This is a genomic window from Streptomyces vilmorinianum (genome assembly GCF_005517195.1).
Lineage (GTDB): Bacteria > Actinomycetota > Actinomycetes > Streptomycetales > Streptomycetaceae > Streptomyces > Streptomyces vilmorinianum.
This window is the reverse complement of record NZ_CP040244.1, coordinates 6,800,103-6,818,848: the sequence shown is the minus strand read 5'-3', so window position 1 is coordinate 6,818,848 and position 18,746 is coordinate 6,800,103. Positions and strand designations below refer to the sequence as shown.

20 protein-coding genes are annotated in these 18,746 nt (G+C 72.0%); 17 read left to right on the top strand and 3 right to left on the bottom strand.

Annotated features, from left to right (window positions below; genetic code table 11):
- Nucleotides 1-56: 56 nt before the first annotated feature.
- From FDM97_RS31540 to glmM, 4 genes are all read left to right on the top strand, one after another.
- Complete coding sequence (locus FDM97_RS31540) at nucleotides 57-1,679, top strand: ABC-F family ATP-binding cassette domain-containing protein (protein WP_175439302.1); 1,623 nt, start codon at nucleotides 57-59, stop codon at nucleotides 1,677-1,679.
- A 227-nt stretch (nucleotides 1,680-1,906) separates the two neighbouring features.
- Nucleotides 1,907-2,350 (top strand): 50S ribosomal protein L13, encoded by a 444-nt coding sequence (gene rplM, locus FDM97_RS31535; protein ID WP_031076703.1) that lies wholly within the window; start codon nucleotides 1,907-1,909, stop codon nucleotides 2,348-2,350.
- 44 nt (nucleotides 2,351-2,394) lie between these two features.
- On the top strand, nucleotides 2,395-2,913 hold the full coding sequence (gene rpsI, locus FDM97_RS31530; protein ID WP_137993921.1) for a 30S ribosomal protein S9: 519 nt from the start codon (nucleotides 2,395-2,397) through the stop codon (nucleotides 2,911-2,913).
- Nucleotides 2,914-3,077: 164 nt separating this feature from the next.
- Complete coding sequence (glmM, locus tag FDM97_RS31525; RefSeq protein WP_137993920.1) at nucleotides 3,078-4,436, top strand: phosphoglucosamine mutase; 1,359 nt, start codon at nucleotides 3,078-3,080, stop codon at nucleotides 4,434-4,436.
- Between the two features lie 43 nt (nucleotides 4,437-4,479).
- Here glmM and FDM97_RS31520 read toward each other — a convergent pair whose 3' ends face one another.
- Together FDM97_RS31520 and coaA are read right to left on the bottom strand one after the other, a co-directional pair.
- Nucleotides 4,480-5,409: a DUF389 domain-containing protein gene (locus FDM97_RS31520; RefSeq protein WP_137993919.1), complete on the bottom strand. Its 930-nt coding sequence runs from the start codon at nucleotides 5,407-5,409 to the stop codon at nucleotides 4,480-4,482.
- Between the two features lie 18 nt (nucleotides 5,410-5,427).
- Nucleotides 5,428-6,441, bottom strand: coding sequence for a type I pantothenate kinase (gene coaA, locus FDM97_RS31515; protein ID WP_137993918.1), 1,014 nt, complete (start codon nucleotides 6,439-6,441; stop codon nucleotides 5,428-5,430).
- 173 nt (nucleotides 6,442-6,614) lie between these two features.
- On the opposite strand from coaA, the gene FDM97_RS31510 reads away from it, so the two are divergent.
- The 9 genes from FDM97_RS31510 (at nucleotide 6,615) to FDM97_RS31470 (ending at nucleotide 15,422) form a co-directional block, all read left to right on the top strand.
- Nucleotides 6,615-7,379: a hypothetical protein gene (locus FDM97_RS31510; RefSeq protein ID WP_137993917.1), complete on the top strand. Its 765-nt coding sequence runs from the start codon at nucleotides 6,615-6,617 to the stop codon at nucleotides 7,377-7,379.
- A 39-nt stretch (nucleotides 7,380-7,418) separates the two neighbouring features.
- Nucleotides 7,419-9,266, top strand: a complete 1,848-nt coding sequence (gene glmS / locus FDM97_RS31505) for a glutamine--fructose-6-phosphate transaminase (isomerizing) (protein ID WP_137993916.1) — start codon at nucleotides 7,419-7,421, stop codon at nucleotides 9,264-9,266.
- Between the two features lie 4 nt (nucleotides 9,267-9,270).
- Nucleotides 9,271-9,639, top strand: a complete 369-nt coding sequence (locus FDM97_RS31500) for a holo-ACP synthase (RefSeq protein WP_137993915.1) — start codon at nucleotides 9,271-9,273, stop codon at nucleotides 9,637-9,639.
- 188 nt (nucleotides 9,640-9,827) lie between these two features.
- A complete protein-coding gene (locus FDM97_RS31495; protein WP_137993914.1) occupies nucleotides 9,828-11,261 on the top strand; it encodes an NAD(P)H-hydrate dehydratase in 1,434 nt (477 codons plus the stop codon).
- Nucleotides 11,262-11,377: 116 nt separating this feature from the next.
- Nucleotides 11,378-12,241, top strand: coding sequence for a L,D-transpeptidase family protein (locus tag FDM97_RS31490; RefSeq protein ID WP_254705817.1), 864 nt, complete (start codon nucleotides 11,378-11,380; stop codon nucleotides 12,239-12,241).
- Between the two features lie 20 nt (nucleotides 12,242-12,261).
- Nucleotides 12,262-13,410 (top strand): alanine racemase, encoded by a 1,149-nt coding sequence (alr, locus tag FDM97_RS31485; RefSeq protein ID WP_137993913.1) that lies wholly within the window; start codon nucleotides 12,262-12,264, stop codon nucleotides 13,408-13,410.
- A 25-nt stretch (nucleotides 13,411-13,435) separates the two neighbouring features.
- Nucleotides 13,436-14,617 carry an alpha/beta fold hydrolase gene (locus tag FDM97_RS31480; protein ID WP_137993912.1) on the top strand — a complete coding sequence of 394 codons (1,182 nt, stop codon included), beginning with the start codon at nucleotides 13,436-13,438 and terminating at the stop codon, nucleotides 14,615-14,617.
- A gap of 10 nt (nucleotides 14,618-14,627) precedes the next feature.
- Entirely contained in the window at nucleotides 14,628-15,128 is a 501-nt protein-coding gene (gene tsaE / locus FDM97_RS31475) for a tRNA (adenosine(37)-N6)-threonylcarbamoyltransferase complex ATPase subunit type 1 TsaE (RefSeq protein WP_137993911.1), read from the top strand.
- Nucleotides 15,129-15,239: 111 nt separating this feature from the next.
- Nucleotides 15,240-15,422, top strand: coding sequence for a hypothetical protein (locus tag FDM97_RS31470; RefSeq protein WP_137993910.1), 183 nt, complete (start codon nucleotides 15,240-15,242; stop codon nucleotides 15,420-15,422).
- 91 nt (nucleotides 15,423-15,513) lie between these two features.
- On the opposite strand, the gene FDM97_RS31465 is transcribed toward FDM97_RS31470, so the two are convergent.
- Complete coding sequence (locus FDM97_RS31465) at nucleotides 15,514-16,077, bottom strand: hypothetical protein (RefSeq protein WP_175439301.1); 564 nt, start codon at nucleotides 16,075-16,077, stop codon at nucleotides 15,514-15,516.
- A 157-nt stretch (nucleotides 16,078-16,234) separates the two neighbouring features.
- Between FDM97_RS31465 and tsaB the strand changes: the two genes are divergently transcribed.
- Genes tsaB through FDM97_RS31445 form a run of 4 tightly spaced genes read left to right on the top strand, consistent with a single transcriptional unit; the run spans nucleotide 16,235 to nucleotide 18,739 of the window.
- Nucleotides 16,235-16,888: a tRNA (adenosine(37)-N6)-threonylcarbamoyltransferase complex dimerization subunit type 1 TsaB gene (gene tsaB, locus FDM97_RS31460; protein ID WP_137993909.1), complete on the top strand. Its 654-nt coding sequence runs from the start codon at nucleotides 16,235-16,237 to the stop codon at nucleotides 16,886-16,888.
- Between the two features lie 20 nt (nucleotides 16,889-16,908).
- Nucleotides 16,909-17,373 carry a ribosomal protein S18-alanine N-acetyltransferase gene (gene rimI / locus FDM97_RS31455; RefSeq protein WP_175439447.1) on the top strand — a complete coding sequence of 155 codons (465 nt, stop codon included), beginning with the start codon at nucleotides 16,909-16,911 and terminating at the stop codon, nucleotides 17,371-17,373.
- Nucleotides 17,373-18,476 carry a tRNA (adenosine(37)-N6)-threonylcarbamoyltransferase complex transferase subunit TsaD gene (gene tsaD, locus FDM97_RS31450; RefSeq protein WP_137993907.1) on the top strand — a complete coding sequence of 368 codons (1,104 nt, stop codon included), beginning with the start codon at nucleotides 17,373-17,375 and terminating at the stop codon, nucleotides 18,474-18,476. Before rimI ends, tsaD begins: the two co-directional genes overlap by 1 nt.
- A complete protein-coding gene (locus tag FDM97_RS31445) occupies nucleotides 18,473-18,739 on the top strand; it encodes a hypothetical protein (RefSeq protein ID WP_137993906.1) in 267 nt (88 codons plus the stop codon). Before tsaD ends, FDM97_RS31445 begins: the two co-directional genes overlap by 4 nt.
- The last annotated feature ends 7 nt before the right edge of the window (nucleotides 18,740-18,746 follow it).

Genomic DNA, 18,746 nt, shown 5'->3' with positions numbered 1-18,746 from the left:
GCCGCGCATCCTAAACCGGTTGGGGGACGGCGATGTCGCCGGTGACAATGCACCTCATGGGACATGTCGAAGCGGCGCATCTGGAGTACTACCTTCCCGACGGGAGGGTCCTGCTCGCGGACGCCTCCTTCCGGGTCGGGGAGGGCGCGGTCGTGGCCCTGGTCGGGGCCAACGGCGCCGGGAAGACGACGCTGCTGCGGATGATCTCCGGCGAGCTGCAGCCGCACGGCGGCACGGTCACCGTGAGCGGCGGCCTGGGCGTGATGCCGCAGTTCGTCGGCTCGGTGCGGGACGACCGTACGGTGCGTGACCTGCTCGTCTCGGTCGCCCAGCCCCGTATCCGCGAGGCGGCGAAGGCGGTCGACGAGGCCGAGCACCTGATCATGACGGTCGACGACGAGGCCGCCCAGATGGCGTACGCCCAGGCGCTCAGCGACTGGGCGGAGGTCCAGGGGTACGAGGCCGAGACCGTCTGGGACATGTGCACGATGGCGGCGCTGGGCGTCCCGTACGAGAAGGCGCAGTTCCGGGAGGTGCGCACGCTCAGCGGGGGCGAGCAGAAGCGTCTGGTCCTGGAGTCGCTGCTGCGGGGCACCGACGAGGTGCTGCTGCTCGACGAGCCGGACAACTACCTGGACGTCCCCGGCAAGCGGTGGCTGGAGGAGCGGCTGCGGGAGACCCGTAAGACCGTGCTCTTCATCTCCCACGACCGGGAGCTGCTCGCCCGGGCCGCGGAGAAGATCATCGCGGTCGAGCCGGGGCCCGCCGGGTCGGACGTCTGGGTGCACGGCGGTGGCTTCGAGACCTTCCACGAGGCGCGGCGGGAGCGGTTCGCGCGCTTCGAGGAGCTGAAGCGGCGCTGGGAGGAGAAGCACGCGCAGCTGAAGAAGCTGGTGATCAACCTGCGGCAGGCGGCGGCGGTGAGCCATGAGATGGCGTCCCGGTACGCGGCGGCGCAGACGCGGCTGAAGAAGTTCGAGGAGGCCGGCCCGCCGCCGGAGCCGCCGCGCGAGCAGGACATCCGGATGCGGCTGCGCGGCGGTCGGACCGGGGTCCGGGCGGTGACCTGCGAGAACCTTGAGCTGACCGGACTGATGAAGCCGTTCTCGCTGGAGATCTTCTACGGGGAGCGGGTCGCCGTCCTCGGTTCGAACGGCTCGGGGAAGTCGCACTTCCTGCGGCTGCTCGCGGGGGACCCGTCGGTGGCGCACACGGGGCTGTGGAAGCTGGGGGCGCGGGTCGTCCCGGGCCACTTCGCCCAGACCCACGCCCATCCGGAGCTGCGGGGGCGTTCCCTCGTGGACATCCTGTGGTCGGAGCACGCCAAGGACCGGGGCGGGGCGATGTCGGTGCTGCGGCGGTACGAGCTGGAGGGGCAGGGCGACCAGGCCTTCGAGAAGCTCTCCGGCGGCCAGCAGGCCCGTTTCCAGATCCTGCTCCTGGAGCTGTCGGGCACGACGGCGCTGCTGCTCGACGAGCCGACGGACAACCTGGACCTGGAGTCGGCGGAGGCGCTGCAGGACGGCCTGGAGTCGTACGAGGGCACGGTCCTGGCGGTCACGCACGACCGGTGGTTCGCGAAGACCTTCGACCGGTATCTGGTCTTCGGCTCCGACGGGGTCGTACGGGAGACGAGCGAGCCGGTCTGGGACGAGCGCCGGGTGGATCGGGTGCGCTGACCTGGTGTCTCGCGGCGTTTTGACCCGTCGGGGGCGGCGCGGGTACTGTTGCGGTTTGTTATGCGTATTGGCCTCGTCGTTCTCGTGCGAAGGGCCCTTACGTAAGTTCCCTGGAGCAGTTACCAGTGGCTCGCATACGGGCAGTGTTCCCGGCAGTGCAGGCCCCAGCTGCATGATCGCTTCAGGTGTGTCTGGACTCCATCCACTGAAGAAGCGAAGGCTACGAAGTGCGTACGTACAGCCCCAAGCCCGGCGATGTCACTCGCCAGTGGCACATCATCGACGCGCAGGACGTTGTCCTGGGCCGTCTGGCGACCACGGCCGCGAACCTCCTGCGAGGCAAGCACAAGCCCGTCTACGCCCCCCACATGGACATGGGCGACTTTGTCATCATCATCAACGCTGACAAGGTGCACCTGTCCGGCAACAAGAAGACCCAGAAGATGGCGTACCGCCACTCCGGTTACCCGGGTGGTCTGCGCTCCGTCCGCTACGACGAGCTTCTGGACAAGAACCCCGAGAAGGCCGTCGAGAAGGCCATCAAGGGCATGATCCCCAAGAACTCCCTGGGCCGTCAGATGCTCTCGAAGCTGAAGGTCTACGCGGGCGAGAACCACCCGCACGCTGCCCAGCAGCCGGTCCCGTTCGAGATCACCCAGGTCGCGCAGTAGTTCCGGCCACACCCCCTAAGAACGAAAGAAATCTGAGGAGAATCGTGGCCGAGACCACTGTTGAGAGCCCCATCGAGGGCGAGGAGACCTACGCCGAGGTCACCACCTTCGAGTCCGAGGTCCCCGTCGAGGGTGAGTACACCTCGGAGTCCCTGGCTTCCCGCTTCGGCGAGCCGCAGCCGGCCGCCGGCCTGGGCCGTCGCAAGAACGCCATCGCCCGCGTCCGGATCGTTCCGGGCACCGGCAAGTGGAAGATCAACGGTCGCACCCTCGAGGACTACTTCCCGAACAAGGTGCACCAGCAGGAAGTCAACGAGCCCTTCAAGGTGCTCGAGCTCGACAACCGCTACGACGTCATCGCCCGCATCTCGGGTGGCGGCGTCTCGGGTCAGGCCGGCGCCCTGCGCCTCGGCGTGGCCCGCGCGCTGAACGAGGCGGACGTGGAGAACAACCGCGGTCCGCTGAAGAAGGCCGGCTTCCTCTCCCGCGACGACCGTGCGGTCGAGCGCAAGAAGGCCGGTCTCAAGAAGGCCCGCAAGGCCCCGCAGTACAGCAAGCGCTAATCGCCTGCTCGACCTGCTTTGCACGTACGCCCCGGCGGCACTGCCCGTGCTGCCGGGGCGTACGTCTTTTCCTCCCCCTGAGGCCTTTCTGGGCAGCTTTGGCGTGAAAACGGGCATCAGGCGCTCAGGGGATCGCATTTACGGAGCAGTTTCGGAGGACAGCTGTGGGACGACTCTTCGGCACGGACGGTGTACGCGGTGTTGCCAACGCGGATCTGACGGCGGAGCTCGCGCTCGGCCTGTCGGTCGCGGCGGCGCATGTGCTCGCCGAGGCGGGGACCTTTGAGGGCCATCGGCCGACCGCGGTGGTCGGGCGTGACCCGCGTGCGTCGGGAGAGTTCCTGGAGGCCGCCGTCGTGGCGGGCCTCGCGAGCGCGGGCGTGGACGTGCTGCGCGTCGGCGTGCTGCCCACCCCGGCTGTGGCCTATCTCACCGGAGCGCTCGGCGCCGACCTCGGTGTGATGCTCTCCGCCAGCCACAACGCGATGCCCGACAACGGCATCAAGTTCTTCGCCCGCGGCGGCCACAAGCTCGCCGACGATCTCGAGGACCGGATCGAGTCCGTCTACGAGGAGCACCGCACCGGTGCCCCGTGGGAGCGGCCGACCGGCGCCGGTGTCGGCCGGGTCCGTGACTACGACGAGGGCTTCGACAAGTACGTCGCCCACCTCATCGCCGTCCTGCCGAACCGGCTCGACGGACTGAAGGTCGTCCTCGACGAGGCGCACGGTGCCGCCTCGCACGTGTCGCCCGAGGCGTTCTCCCGGGCCGGTGCCCAGGTCGTCACCATCGGCGCCGAGCCGGACGGCCTCAACATCAACGACGGCTGCGGCTCCACCCACCTGGGGCTCCTGAAGGCCGCGGTCGTCGAGCACGGCGCGGACTTCGGCATCGCCCACGACGGCGACGCGGACCGCTGCCTGGCCGTGGACGGCGCGGGCAACGAGGTCGACGGCGACCAGATCCTCGCCGTGCTGGCGCTCGCCATGCGCGAGGCCGGGACGCTGCGCGGCGACACCGTCGTCGCGACCGTGATGTCCAACCTCGGCTTCAAGCTCGCCATGGAGCGCGAGGGGCTGAACCTGGTCCAGACGGCGGTCGGCGACCGGTACGTCCTGGAGTCGATGAAGGAGCACGGCTACGCGCTGGGCGGCGAGCAGTCCGGGCACGTGATCGTGCTCGACCACGCCACCACTGGCGACGGCACGCTGACCGGCCTGATGCTGGCGGCCCGCGTCGCGGCCACCGGCCGGTCGCTCGCGGAGCTGGCCTCCGTGATGGAGCGGCTGCCGCAGGTCCTCATCAACGTGCCCGACGTCGACAAGTCCCGGGTGAAGACCTCCGGCGAGCTGGCGGCGGCCGTGACCGAAGCCGAGCGCGAACTGGGCTCCACCGGCCGGGTGCTGCTGCGCCCCTCGGGCACGGAGCCGCTCGTACGGGTGATGGTCGAGGCCGCCGACATCGAGCAGGCGCGGTCCGTGGCCGGCCGTCTCGCGGACGTGGTGAAGTCGGCCCTGGGCTGACGGTCGGCCAGGCGGTCCGTCAGGCGGCCTGCCGGGCAGTCGGTCAGGCGCGGGCGCGGCTCCTGGCCCAGAAGAACTTCTGGGCCAGGAGCGTGAGCGTCCCCGAGAGCACGATCGCGCCGAGGTTCGTCAGCAACTGCTCGGTCGAACCCCAGAATTGGCCGTAGTCCGTGTACGCGAAGGCCGCCGCCGCGTTCGCCGCGGCCGGGACCGTCGTCACCGAGATCGCCACGCCGATCAGCGCGCCCGACTTCGACGAGGTCAGCGAGAGGGTCCCCGCGATGCCGGCCAGGAGGCCGACGACGAAGGACATCCAGTCCGGGTCGAAGATGAAGGCAGTGTTCGGGCGGTCCGCCTCGATCATGTCGCGGTCGAAGAGCCCGAGCACGTCCATGAACCAGGTGAACCCGGCCGTCAGGGCCATCGCCGCGGCGAAGCCCACGAGCAGGGCCGCCAGCGAGCGCAGCACCAGGTGAGGTGCCCGCTGCACCAGGGCCGTGGAGATGCCGGCCAGCGGGCCGAACTCCGGTCCCACCGCCATCGCGCCCACGACGAGAACCGCGTTGTCGAGCATCACACCGCACGCGGCGAGCATCAGCGCGACCGACAGGAACGCGACGTACGTGACGCTGAGCGTCGACTCCTCCTGGGTCGCCTCCTCCAACTGCTCCCACAGCACCGCGTCCGCGGCGTCGCCCGGCGCCCTCTTCTCGGCCTTCTCGGCGCTCTCGGAGAGCGACAGCTCGATGTTCTCGACGGCGATCGAACCGAGGTGGTCGATCCCCATCGCCCGCAGGTCGCCGATGAGTCCCTCGGCCGCCTCGCGCGCCACGTCGCACAGGACGAGATCGCCGGCCGGCTCGCGCGCGGCGCCCGCCAGGACGGCCAGATGCGTCGTCCCCACCGTCGTCCTGATCGCACGGACGACCTCGTCCGTGCGATCGGCCGGGACGATCAGGCGCATGTGCAGCACGGTCGGGGCTCCTCCGACTCAGAGTTTGCGCAGGGAGAGGCGCTGGACCTTGTGGTCGGGACCCTTGCGCACGACGAGGGTCGCGCGGCCGCGGGTCGGGGCCACATTCTCCAGCAGGTTCGGCTTGTTGATGGTCCGCCACATCGTGCGGGCGTACTCCAGGGCCTCCTCCTCGGAGACCTGCGTGTAGCGCTGGAAGTACGAGAACGGGTTCTGGAACGCCGTCTCGCGCAGCTTGCGGAAGCGGTTGAGGTACCAGCGCTCGATGTCCTCGGGCCGGGCGTCCACGTACACCGAGAAGTCGAAGTAGTCGGCGAGCCCGACCCGCGTGCGGCCGTCCTTGCCGGGCAGCGCCGGCTGCAGGACGTTGAGCCCCTCGACGATCAGGATGTCGGGGCGGCGCACGACGAGCCGCTCGCCGGGCACGATGTCGTAGATCAGGTGGGAGTAGACCGGGGCGGTGACCTCGTCCTTGCCGGCCTTGATGTCGGCGACGAACCGGGTCAGCGCGCGACGGTCGTACGACTCCGGGAAGCCCTTGCGGGACGTCAGACCGCGCGCCTTCAGCTCCTCCATCGGGTAGAGGAAGCCGTCGGTGGTGACGAGCTCCACGCGCGGGTGCTCCGGCCAGCGGGCGAGCAGCGCCTGGAGGAGACGGGCCACGGTGGACTTGCCGACGGCGACGGAGCCGGCGACGCCTATGACGAAGGGGGTGCCGCGCTGCTCCCCCCGCTCCCCGAGGAACGTGTTGAGCGCGCCCCGCAGGCCGCTGGTGGCCTGGACGTACAGATTGAGCAGCCGGGACAGCGGCAGATAGACGTCCCGGACCTCGTCGAGGTCGATGACGTCGCCGAGCCCGCGCAGCCGCTCGACCTCGTCGGCGGAGAGCGGCAGCGGCGTCTTGTCCCGCAGCGCGCTCCACTCGGCCCGGGTGAGGTCGACGTACGGCGTGGCCTCGGCACGGCGCTGGCCGTTGCCGTTGCCCTTGGGGCTGCCGTTGCCGTGGGGGCTTCGTGGCGGCGAAGTGATCACCCCGCCATTGTCGGGGGTGCGGGGGGATTGTGGGGGGTGGGGTCGGTCACGCGAAAACCCGTTGTCGGACCTCCGCTCTAGGGTGATCATGCAGATTGCCCGCGTGGGCTGTGGACTTCGCGCGGGGGGACGCCGCCCAGGTGCGGCAGTAGAGGACAGAAGGTCACACCGCCATGCGTACGTCCAAGGGAACCGCGGCAGCCGCCGCCACCGCCGTCTCGCTCGCGCTGCTGCTCACCGCCTGCAGCGGCGCGAAGGAGGAGAGCGGCGACAAGGGGAAGGACGCCCCCAAGGCGTCCGCGTCCGCCACGTCCGCCGTGCCCGATGCGAAGGCGCTGTCCGTCGCCGAGCTGGAGAAGCTGATCGTCGAGCAGGCCGATCTCAAGGGCCACCAGGTGCAGAAGGCCAAGCCCGCCGATGTGGTGAAGTCCGGTGACGTCACCACGGACAAGCCCGGCTGCAAGCCGCTCGCCGACGCCATGTCGTTCGTCGCGACCGGGACGCCGGGCGCCAGCGTGCAGCGCAAGGCCATCGAGGTGCCGAAGACGAGCGGTGCCACCGCCTCGCCCGAGGAGGCCCTGGGCGCGCTCGCCGCCCCGGTGACGGCTGTCACCCTCGGCTCGTACGACGGGAGCGGGGCGCACGACGCGTTCGCCTCGCTGAAGAAGGCCGGTGCGGAGTGCGCGGGCGGCTTCACGCTGATCGGCGGCGGCGAGAAGACGACGATCCACAAGGTCACTCCGGAGAGCGTCACCGCCGGTGAGGAGTCGGTGGCCTTCACCGTCATCACCGACATGGACGGCAAGCCGTTCATCACCAACGTGGTGGCCTTCCGTAAGGGCAACACGCTGGCCTCCCTCTCCACCCTCAGCCTCGGCGGCAAGGTCAAGGAGCTGCCCCAGGCCGTCATCGACGCGCAGGCCGCCAAGCTGGGCTGAGTCCGGTCCCACGGGCGCCTTCGGTCGTAGGCTGCCGCCATGTGCGGAATCGTGGGTTACGTCGGCGGGCAGTCGGCGCTTGATGTGGTGATCGCGGGCCTCAAGCGGCTCGAGTACCGGGGCTACGACTCGGCCGGCGTCGCGGTGCTCTCCGACGGGGGACTGGCCGCGGCGAAGAAGGCGGGCAAGCTCGTCAACCTGGAGAAGGAGCTGGTGGACCGGCCGCTGCCGAGCGGCTCCACCGGTATCGGACACACCCGCTGGGCCACCCACGGCGGGCCGACCGACGCCAACGCGCACCCGCATCTCGACAACGCGGGCCGCGTGGCCGTCGTCCACAACGGGATCATCGAGAACTTCGCCGCCCTCAGGGCCGAGCTGGAGGAGCGTGGGCACGACCTGGCGTCCGAGACGGACACCGAGGTCGTGGCCCATCTGCTCGCCGAGCAGTTCTCCTCCTGCGGCGACCTGGCGGAGTCGATGCGGCTCGTGTGCCGGCGGCTCGACGGGGCGTTCACGCTGGTCGCCGTACACGCGGACCAGCCTGATGTCGTGGTCGGCGCCCGGCGGAACTCGCCGCTGGTGGTGGGTGTCGGCGAGGGGGAGTTCTTCCTCGCCTCGGACGTGGCCGCCTTCATCGCGCACACCCGGTCCGCGATCGAGCTGGGGCAGGACCAGGTCGTCGAGCTGTCCCGGGAGGGCGTCGAGGTCACCGACTTCGCCGGCGCCCCCGCCGACGTACGGGCGTACCACGTGGACTGGGACGCCTCGGCCGCCGAGAAGGGCGGCTACGACTACTTCATGCTCAAGGAGATCGCCGAGCAGCCCAAGGCCGTCGCCGATACGCTTCTCGGCCGGATCGACGCAGAGGGGCATCTGCGGCTCGACGAGGTGCGCATCCCCGACGCCGTCCTGCGCGAGGCCGACAAGATCGTCATCATCGCGTGCGGCACGGCCTTCCATGCCGGGATGATCGCGAAGTACGCCATCGAGCACTGGGCCAGGATCCCCTGCGAGGTGGAGCTGGCCAGCGAGTTCCGCTACCGCGACCCGATCCTCGGCCAGCGGACCCTCGTCATCGCGATCTCGCAGTCCGGCGAGACGATGGACACCCTCATGGCGCTGCGGCACGCGCGCGAGCAGGGCGCGAAGGTGCTCGCCGTCTGCAACACGAACGGTTCGACGATCCCGAGGGAATCGGACGCCGTGCTGTACACGCACGCCGGGCCCGAGGTCGCCGTCGCGTCCACGAAGGCCTTCCTGACGCAGCTCGTGGCCTGCTATCTGCTGGCGCTGTATCTGGGGCAGGTGCGCGGGACGAAGTGGGGCGACGAGATCCACGCGGTGATCGGGGAGCTCGCCCGGATCGCCGACGAGGTCGAGCGGGTCCTGGAGACGATGGAGCCGGTACGCGCGCTGGCCCGTTCGCTCGCCGACAAGAACACGGTGCTGTTCCTCGGCCGGCACGTCGGCTACCCGGTGGCCCTGGAGGGCGCGCTGAAGCTGAAGGAGCTGGCGTACATGCACGCCGAGGGCTTCGCGGCGGGCGAGCTGAAGCACGGGCCGATCGCGCTCATCGAGGAGGACATGCCGGTCGTGGTGGTCGTGCCGTCGCCGCGCGGGCGGTCCGTCCTGCACGACAAGATCGTCTCGAACATCCAGGAGATCCGGGCGCGCGGGGCGCGGACGATCGTGATCGCGGAGGAGGGCGACGAGGCCGTCGCCCCGTACGCCGACCATCTCATCCGCATCCCGGTAACGCCTACGCTGCTCCAGCCGCTGGTCTCCACCGTGCCGCTGCAGGTCTTCGCGTGCGAACTCGCGACGGCGCGCGGCAACGAGGTGGACCAGCCGCGGAACCTGGCGAAATCTGTGACCGTGGAGTGAGCGAATGATCATCGGGGTGGGGATCGACGTGGCGGAGATCGACCGCTTTGCCGCGTCGATCGAACGGACGCCGGGGCTGCTTCAGCGTCTCTTCATCGAGCGGGAGCTGCTGCTCCCGAGCGGTGAGCGGCGCGGGACCGCCTCCCTCGCGGTGCGGTTCGCCGCGAAGGAGGCGGTGGCCAAGGCGCTCGGCGCGCCCGGCGGACTGCACTGGACGGATGCCGAGGTGTACGTCGAGGACAGCGGCCAGCCACGGCTGCGCGTACGCGGCACGGTGGCGGCGCGGGCGGCCGAGCTGGGCGTCCGCCACTGGCACGTCTCGCTGAGCCACGACGCGGGGGTGGCGTCGGCGGTGGTGATCGCGGAGGGGTAGAGCGCCGGGCGGTCAGCGGGCGGTGGTGGTCTCGGTGCGTCGCGGGAGTCGACCGGCAGGACCGGCAGGACCGGCAGGACCGTCGTCGGCGGCCGGTCCGGCGGCGGCCTCCGTGCCCCGGACCACCGGCCGCCCTGCTCCGTACGGCCCCCGGGCGGCGGCTTGGGGCGTGCGGCAGACTGCGGACCATGCGTACCGCTTACCGCGTGGAGACCGTACGGGCCGCCGAGGCCGAACTGATGGCGATGCTGCCCGAGGGCGCGCTCATGCAACGGGCCGCGGCCGGGCTCGCCGCCGCCTGCTTCTCGCTCCTCGGGCGCGGCCATGTGTACGGGGCGAGGGTCGTGCTCCTCGTCGGCAGCGGGGACAACGGGGGCGACGCCCTCTACGCGGGCGTGCGGCTCGCGCGGCGCGGGGCGGGCGTGACGGCCGTCCTGCTCGGCCCGCGCGCCCACGAGCGCGGGCTCGCGGCGCTGCTGGCGGCCGGCGGGCGGGTGGCGGACGACCCGTTCGAGGCGCTGGCCGTCGCCGACCTCGTCCTGGACGGGATCACCGGCATCGGCGGGAGCGGCGGTCTGCGGCCGGACGCCGTCCCGGTCGCGCGGGCGGCGCGCGGCTCGGACGCGGTCGTGGTCGCCGTCGACCTGCCGAGCGGCGTGGACGCGGACTCGGGCGAGGTCACGGGGGAGGCGCTGCGGGCGGACGCGACGGTGACGTTCGGGACGTACAAGCCGGGTCTCCTCGTCGATCCGGCGCGCGAGTACGCGGGGGCGCTGCGGCTCGTGGACATCGGCCTCGGGGATCACCTGCCGTCCGTGCCGGAGCTCCAGGCGCTCCAACACGAGGACGTGGCAGGGATGTTGCCCGTGCCGGGCGCGGAGAGCGACAAGTACCGGCGGGGGGTCGTCGGCGTGGTCGCCGGCTCGGCGCGCTATCCGGGCGCGGCGGTGCTCGCGGTGGCCGGGGCGCTGCGGGGCGGGGCGGGCGCGGTGCGGTACGTCGGTCCGGCCGGGGACGCGGTGATCGCGCGGTTCCCGGAGACGCTGGTGCACGCGGGGCCGCCGGGGAAGGCGGGGCGCGTACAGGCCTGGGTGGTGGGGCCGGGGCTCGGCGACGGGCCGGGGGTCGCGGACGTCCTCGCCTCGGACGTACCGGTCCTGGTGGACGCCGACGGACTGCGGGACCTGGACGCGGCGGTGGTGCGCGGACGTACGGCCCCCACGCTGCTCACCCCGCACGCGGGGGAGGCGGCGGCGCTGCTGGGCGTCGCGAGGGAGTCGGTGGAGAGGGAACGGCTCGCGGCGGTACGGGAGCTGGCGGCGCGTTACGGGGCGACGGTGCTGCTCAAGGGCTCGACGACGCTGGTGGCGGAGGCCGGGGGGCGCGGGCCGGTCCGGGTGAACCCGACGGGCACGTCCTGGCTGGCGACGGCGGGCAGCGGGGACGTGCTGTCGGGCCTCGCGGGGTCCCTGCTGGCGTCGGGCCTGCGCGCGCTGGACGCGGGCTCGGTGGCCGCCTACCTCCACGGCCTGGCGGCGCGCCGGTCGTCGGCGGGCGCGCCGATCGCGGCGGGAGACGTCGCGGCGGCGCTGCCGGACGCGTGGCGGGACGTGATGTCGTAGGGGTGCCCTCGTCGTAGGGGGCCCTCGCGTCGCCCCGTGCCCCGGTCGGGGGAAACCGTTGGACCAGGTGTGGGGTTGGGCGGGCGGAGGTCCGGGCGCGCGGTTTGGCTGGGCGGGTGATCAGATGGACAACGCGCTGCGGCACCACCCTTCTTCTCGTGGTGGCCGCCTCCCTCCCCCTCTCGCCCGCCTTCTCCGAACCCGCCCCGCCCGTGCCCGCGGACGACGTCCTCGTCCCCGGCGTGGCCGGTGCCGCGGAGCCCGAGTACCCCATGGACACGCCCGACCAGGTCCTGCCGCCGCTCCCGCAGGAAGGCGAGGGGACTCCCGTCCCCGAGCCCGAGGCCACCGTCGACGAGCTCGTCGAGTACATGCCGCGCAGCGCCGTCGGGGCCGCCTGCACCGCCACGACCGGCAGTCACCAGCGCCTCGTCGAGCGCCTCCTCAAGCTCCGCGTCGACGGCAAGCAGTCGGCCGCCGACTGCAAGGCCATCCGTGCCTTCCAGCTCAAGGAGAAGATCAAGCCCGCCAACGGCTACGCCGGCCCCGTCACCTGGGCCCGCGCCGAGCTCCTCGCCGCCCGCAAGAACCCCAACGCCGCCGGAAAGTGCCCGGTCAAGACGTACACCGTCGCCTGCGTCGACCTGGATCGCGAGCTGATGTGGGTGCAGAAGAACAAGAAGGTCACCTTCGGACCCGTCAACATCCGCAGCGGCCGCCCCGGCTACCGCACCCGCACCGGCTGGAAGAAGATCTACTGGCGCAACAAGGACCACTGGTCCACCCTCTACAACACCCCCATGCCCTACGCCCAGTTCTTCGACGGCGGGCAGGCCTTCCACGCCGTCTACGGCCAGCTCGCCACGCCGACCGGAAGCCGCGGCTGCGTCAATCTCAGCTACGACCACGCCCGGAAACTCTGGGACGTCCTGCGCAAGGGTGACCGGGTCTACATCTGGGGAAAGCGGCCCGGGAGCTGACACCTGAGAGACTGGGCGCGATGACTGAGACACCGCCGCCCCGCAGAGCCCGCGCCGAGATCGACCTCGGTGCGCTGCGTGCGAACGTCCGCACGCTGCGTGCCCGCGTCGCGCCCCACGCCCAGGTGATGGCCGTGGTCAAGGCGGACGCGTACGGACACGGCGCCGTCCGGTGTGCCCGCGCCGCCCTCGACGCGGGCGCCGCCTGGCTCGGCACCGCCACCCCGCACGAGGCGCTCGCCCTGCGCGCGGCCGGGATCACGGACGCACGGATCCTGTGCTGGCTCTGGACCCCCGGTGACCCCTGGGCCGAGGGCATCGAGGCCGGCCTCGACATGTCCGTCAGCGGGATGTGGGCCCTCGCGGAGGCCGTCGAGGCCGCCCGGTCGACCGGGCGGGCCGCCCGCGTCCAGCTCAAGGCCGACACCGGCCTCGGCCGCAACGGCTGCCAGCCCGCCGACTGGCCCGAGCTCGTCGGCGAGGCCCTCAGGGCCGAGAAGGAAGGCCTGGTGAAGATCACCGGGCTCTGGTCGCACTTCGCCTGCGCCGACGAGCCGGGACACCCCTCCATCGCCTCCCAGCTCGACGTCTTCCGCACGATGCTGGAGTACGCCGAGAAGGCCGGCGTCGAGCCCGAGGTCCGGCACATCGCCAACTCGCCGGCCACCCTCACCCTGCCCGAGACCCACTTCGACCTCGTACGGCCCGGCATCGCCATGTACGGCATCTCGCCAAGCCCCGAGCTCGGCACCTCCGCCGACTTCGGCCTGCGCCCGGTGATGACGCTGGCGGCGAGCATCGCACTCGTCAAGCAGGTCCCGGCCGGGCACGGCGTCAGCTACGGACACCACTACGTCACCGAGGACGAGACCCACCTCGGCCTGGTACCGCTCGGGTACGCCGACGGCATCCCGCGCCACGCCTCGGGCCGCGGCCCCGTCCTGGTCGGCGACCGGGTCCGCCGGGTGGCCGGCCGGGTCGCCATGGACCAGTTCGTCGTCGACCTGGGCGGCGACGCCGTCGAGCCCGGCGCCGAGGCGCTGCTCTTCGGCCCCGGCGACCGGGGCGAGCCGACCGCCGAGGACTGGGCGGTGGCCGCCGACACCATCGCGTACGAGATCGTCACCCGCATCGGCGCGCGCGTCCCGCGCGTCTACACGAACGAGTAACGAGTAACGAGCCACGGGAGCGGCAGTGAGCGAGTCCAGCACCGACAACTGGCGGCGTGCCGGGTTCGCCGGCGCCGCGATAGGCGTGCTCGCCGCCGGTGCGGCGGCCGGTGTCGCCATCGAGCGGCTCACCGTCGGGCGCGGCATGCGGCAGAAGGCACGGCTCGCCCTCGACGCCTCCGGCCCGTACGGCTCCCTGCGCGGCACCTCGGGCAGGGCGCTCGCCGACGACGGCACCGAGCTGTACTACGAGATCGACGAGGTCGAGTCGGACGCGCCGGCCCCGCGTCGCCGGCGGCTCTTCGGCCGCAAGGCTCCCGCGCCCGTCACCGTCGTCTTCAGCCACGGCTACTGCCTGAGCCAGGACTCCTGGCACTTCCAGCGGGCGGCGCTGCGCGGCCTGGTCCGTACCGTGCACTGGGACCAGCGCAGCCACGGACGGTCGGCCCGCGGGGTCGCCCAGTCGGGTCCCGAGGGCGTGCCCGTCTCCATCGACCAGCTCGGCCGTGACCTCAGGGCCGTCATCGACGCGGCGGCGCCCGAGGGGCCGCTGGTCCTCGTCGGGCACTCGATGGGCGGCATGACGATCATGGCGCTCGCCGCGCACTACCCCGAGTTCGTCCGGGACCGGGTCGTCGGCGTGGCGTTCGTCGGCACCTCGACGGGGAACCTCGGAGAGGTGAACTACGGGCTGCCGACGGCCGGGGTCAACGCGGTGCGGCGCGTCCTGCCGGGGGTGCTGAAGGCGCTCGGTTCGCAGGCGGAGCTCGTGGAGCGGGGGCGCCGGGCGACGGCCGACCTGTTCGCCGGGCTGATCAAGAAGTACTCGTTCTCGTCGCGGGACGTGGACCCGGCGGTCGCGCGGTTCGCGGAGCGGATGATCGAGTCGACCCCGATCGACGTCGTCGCCGAGTTCTATCCGGCCTTCGCCGAGCACGACAAGTCGGCGGCGCTGCAGGCCTTCCGCGAGCTGCCGGTGCTCGCGCTCGCCGGTGACCGGGACCTGGTGACCCCCAGCTCGCACACCGAGGCCATCGCGGATCTGCTGCCGGACGCGGAGCTGGTCATCGTGCCGGACAGCGGGCACCTGGTGATGCTGGAGCATCCCGAGGCGGTCACGGACCGGCTGGCGGACCTCCTCGCCCGGGTCGGGGCGGTCCCGGCGACGGCGGGGAAGGCGGCGAAGGCGGGTTCGGGCAACGGTTAGGTTTGCTTGTATGGAAGAACCGCTGACCGCTGCCTCCGGAGCCACGCTCGACGTCGACTCCCCCGAGCAGATGCAGGAGATCGGCCGCCGCCTGGCCAAGTTGCTCCGCCCCGGCGACCTCGTCATGCTCACCGGCGAGCTCGGCGCCGGCAAGACGACGCTCACCCGCGGCCTGGGCGAGGGCCTCGGCGTGCGCGGCGCCGTCACCTCCCCGACCTTCGTCATCGCCCGCGTCCACCCCTCCCTGGTGGGCGGCCCGGCCCTGGTCCACGTCGACGCGTACCGCCTCGGCGGCGGCCTCGACGAGATGGAGGACCTCGACCTGGACGTCTCGCTGCCCGAGTCGGTCGTCGTCGTGGAGTGGGGCGACGGCAAGGTCGAGGACCTGACGGACGACCGGCTGCACGTACTGATCCACCGGGTCGTCGGCGACACGGACGACGACCGGCGCACGGTCGTGCTGCGCGCGATCGGGGCGCGATGGGCCGACGAGAACCTCGCGCTCCTCTGAACGTACGTAGGTTCCGACAAGGTGTCGGGAAGATGTTGCATCGGTCCTACGAGCCGTGGTCACATGGATGCACGAGGCTGGTTAGGTGTACCTAACCTACGGGAGGCAGGCATGGCGACGCCAGAGCGCGAGCGCGCGGAAGAGCGCATCTCGATGAGTGAGCTGCTGGCGTCCTGTGCCGCGGCGAGCGCGGTGTCGACACCCCCGCGCAGAACGGACCCGCAGGCCTCCGACCCGGCGACGGCCGAGCCGGACGAGGAGCTGGGCAACCCGCTCCGCCGCGAGGCGGCGTGACGCTCACGAGCGCTCAGGAGCGGTGAACGGCGCGGCCCGGCCGTGGGTCAGGCGACACCCGGCCGTGGGTCAGGCGCGGCCCGGCCGTGGGTCAGGCGACGACGACGATCTTCGCGCCGATCACCGCGAACGTCCACATCGCGTCGCCGTCCGCCCGCTTCATCCGGATGCCGCCCGTCTTCCGCGACGGGTCCGGCTTCGGGAGCGTGCCGTCGACCGCCGCGCTGAAGCCGATCGCGACGTCGTCCACGTTCGTGAACCGCACCACGTGCTCGATCCGCACGCCGTCCGAGCCGCGGACCGAGCCCGAGCGCGAGGTCACGCTGTAGGCGCCCGGGACCGGGTGGACCGTGCTCGGCATCACCGAGAAGGTGTGCGTGGCCTGGTTCTTCTCGTTCACCAGCCACACCCGGCGCTCCGCCAGCGCGTACACGACGCGCGCGCCGCTGCCCGAGTCCGCCGGGACGGCGAGGGGGTCCTTCACGGGCTTCTTCGGGGTGTCGGTCGCGGCCGCCGACGGGGCCGTGCTCGGTGTCCTCGGCTTCGCCGACACGTCGGCGGGCGCGTTCGCCGACGCCTGGTAGGCGAGGAAACCGACCACGGCGAGTGCCGCCGCGGTGAGCCCGGCCACGAATCCCGAGCTGCTCCTTGCCACCGTGCCAACCTCCCGTACGTATGTATCGGTGGTGACGGTAGCAGCCGCGGACGGGTCGCACGGGGCGCCGTGCCGCCTCCTGGGGCCGACCGGCGTCCGACCGGCGTCCGGCCGACTCCCGTCGGCCCGCCCCGCCCGGGAGCCGTAGGCTGTTTGCGTGCTCTTGCTCGCCATGGATACCGCCACACCCGCCGTCACCGTCGCCCTCCACGACGGCGATTCCGTCGTCGCCGAGTCGCGCCAGGTCGACGCACGCCGCCACGGGGAGCTGCTGCTGCCCGCCGTCGACCGGGTCATGAAAGAGGCCGGGCTGAAGCTCGACGCGGTCACCGGCCTCGTGGTCGGCGTCGGACCGGGGCCGTACACCGGACTGCGCGTCGGTCTGGTCACCGCCGCCACCTTCGCCTCCGCGCTCGGCGTGCCCGTGCACGGCCTGTGCACGCTGGACGGGCTCGCGTACGCCTCCGGGATCGAGGAGCCGTTCGTCGTCGCGACGGACGCGCGCCGCAAGGAGGTCTACTGGGCGCGGTACGACAACGCCCGTACGCGCGTGACCGACCCGGCCGTCGACCGGCCCGCCGAGATCGCCGAGCAGGTCGCGGGCCTCCCGGCCGTCGGCGCGGGCGCGCGGCTGTACCCCGAGGTCTTCCCGGACGCCCGTGACCCCGAGCACCAGTCCGCCGGGGCGCTCGCCGCGCTGGCGGCGGAGCGGCTGAGGGAAGGCGCGGAGTTCCTCGACCCGCTGCCGATGTACCTGCGCCGCCCCGACGCGCAGGTGCCGAAGAACTACAAGGTGGTCACGCCCAAGTGAGCGGGGTGACCCTGCGCGAGATGCGCTGGTGGGACATCGAGCCCGTGCTCACGCTCGAGCACGAGCTGTTCCCCGAGGACGCCTGGTCCGAGGGGATGTTCTGGTCGGAGCTCGCGCACGCGCGCGGCCCCCGGGCCACCCGCCGCTATGTCGTCGCGGAGGACCCGCAGGACGGTGGGAGGCTCGTCGGCTACGCCGGGCTCGCCGCCGCCGGCGGCCTCGGCGACGTCCAGACGATCGCCGTCGCCCGCGACCAGTGGGGCACCGGGCTCGGCGCCCGGCTGCTCACCGATCTGCTCCAGCACGCCACCGCCTTCGAGTGCGACGAGGTGCTGCTGGAGGTACGGGTGGACAACACCCGCGCCCAGAAGCTGTACGAGCGCTTCGGCTTCGAGCCCATCGGCTTCCGGCGCGGCTACTACCAGCCGGGCAACGTCGACGCGCTCGTGATGCGACTGACCGTTCAAGGAACAGAGACTGACTGATGGCTGCTGACGAACCGCTCGTACTCGGTATCGAGACCTCCTGCGACGAGACCGGAGTCGGCATCGTCCGGGGCACGACGCTCCTCGCGGACGCCGTCGCCTCCAGCGTCGACACCCACGCCCGCTTCGGCGGGGTCGTGCCCGAGATCGCCTCCCGCGCGCACCTGGAGGCCATGGTCCCGACCATCGAGCGCGCCCTGAAGGACGCCGGGATCTCCGCGCGCGACCTCGACGGCATCGCGGTGACGGCCGGCCCCGGCCTGGCGGGCGCGCTGCTCGTCGGCGTCTCGGCGGCGAAGGCGTACGCGTACGCGCTCGGCAAGCCGCTGTACGGCGTGAACCACCTCGCCTCGCACATCTGCGTCGACCAGCTGGAGCACGGTCCGCTGCCCGAGCCGACGATGGCGCTCCTCGTCTCCGGCGGTCACTCCTCGCTGCTCCTCGCGCCCGACATCACCGCCGACGTCCGGCCGATGGGTGCCACGATCGACGACGCGGCCGGCGAGGCCTTCGACAAGATCGCGCGCGTGCTCGACCTCGGCTTCCCCGGCGGCCCGGTCATCGACCGGCTCGCCAGGGAGGGCGACCCGAAGGCGATCGCCTTCCCGCGCGGGCTGAGCGGCTCCAAGGACCCCGCGTACGACTTCTCCTTCTCCGGTCTCAAGACCGCCGTGGCCCGCTGGATCGAGGCGAAGCGCGCGGCGGGCGAGGAGGTGCCGGTACGGGACGTGGCGGCGTCCTTCCAGGAGGCGGTCGTCGACGTGCTGACCCGCAAGGCCGTGCGGGCCTGCAAGGACGAGGGCGTCGACCACCTGATGATCGGCGGCGGCGTGGCGGCCAACTCGCGGCTGCGGGCGCTGGCCGAGGAGCGGTGCGAGCGGGCCGGGATCCGGCTGCGGGTGCCGCGGCCGGGGCTCTGCACGGACAACGGCGCGATGGTGGCGGCGCTGGGCGCGGAGATGGTGGCACGGAACCGGCCGGCCTCCGACCTGGAGCTGTCGGCGGACTCCTCGCTGCCGGTCACGGACCCGCACGTGCCGGGCAACCACGACCACGACCATGACCACGTGCATGAGGTGAGCAAGGAGAACCTCTACTCATGAGGGTCGCCCTGATGTGGGAGGCGCGCGCGGTCCAGGGCCGCGGCGCCGAGCTCCTGGAGTGGGCGCGGGCGCAGGAACTGCCGTACGAGCCGCTGCGCCGCGAGATGTTCCGCGCCCCGCAGGACCGGGTCCTCGTCCTGACCTGGTGGGAGACGGACGCGTTCGACGCCGAACTGCCCGAACTCCCGGAACCGGCCGCGGACCTGATCACCCGCCCCGTGCATCGCTGGCGCTTCGAGTCGTTCGGCGCCGAGGTCGAATAGGGCACTT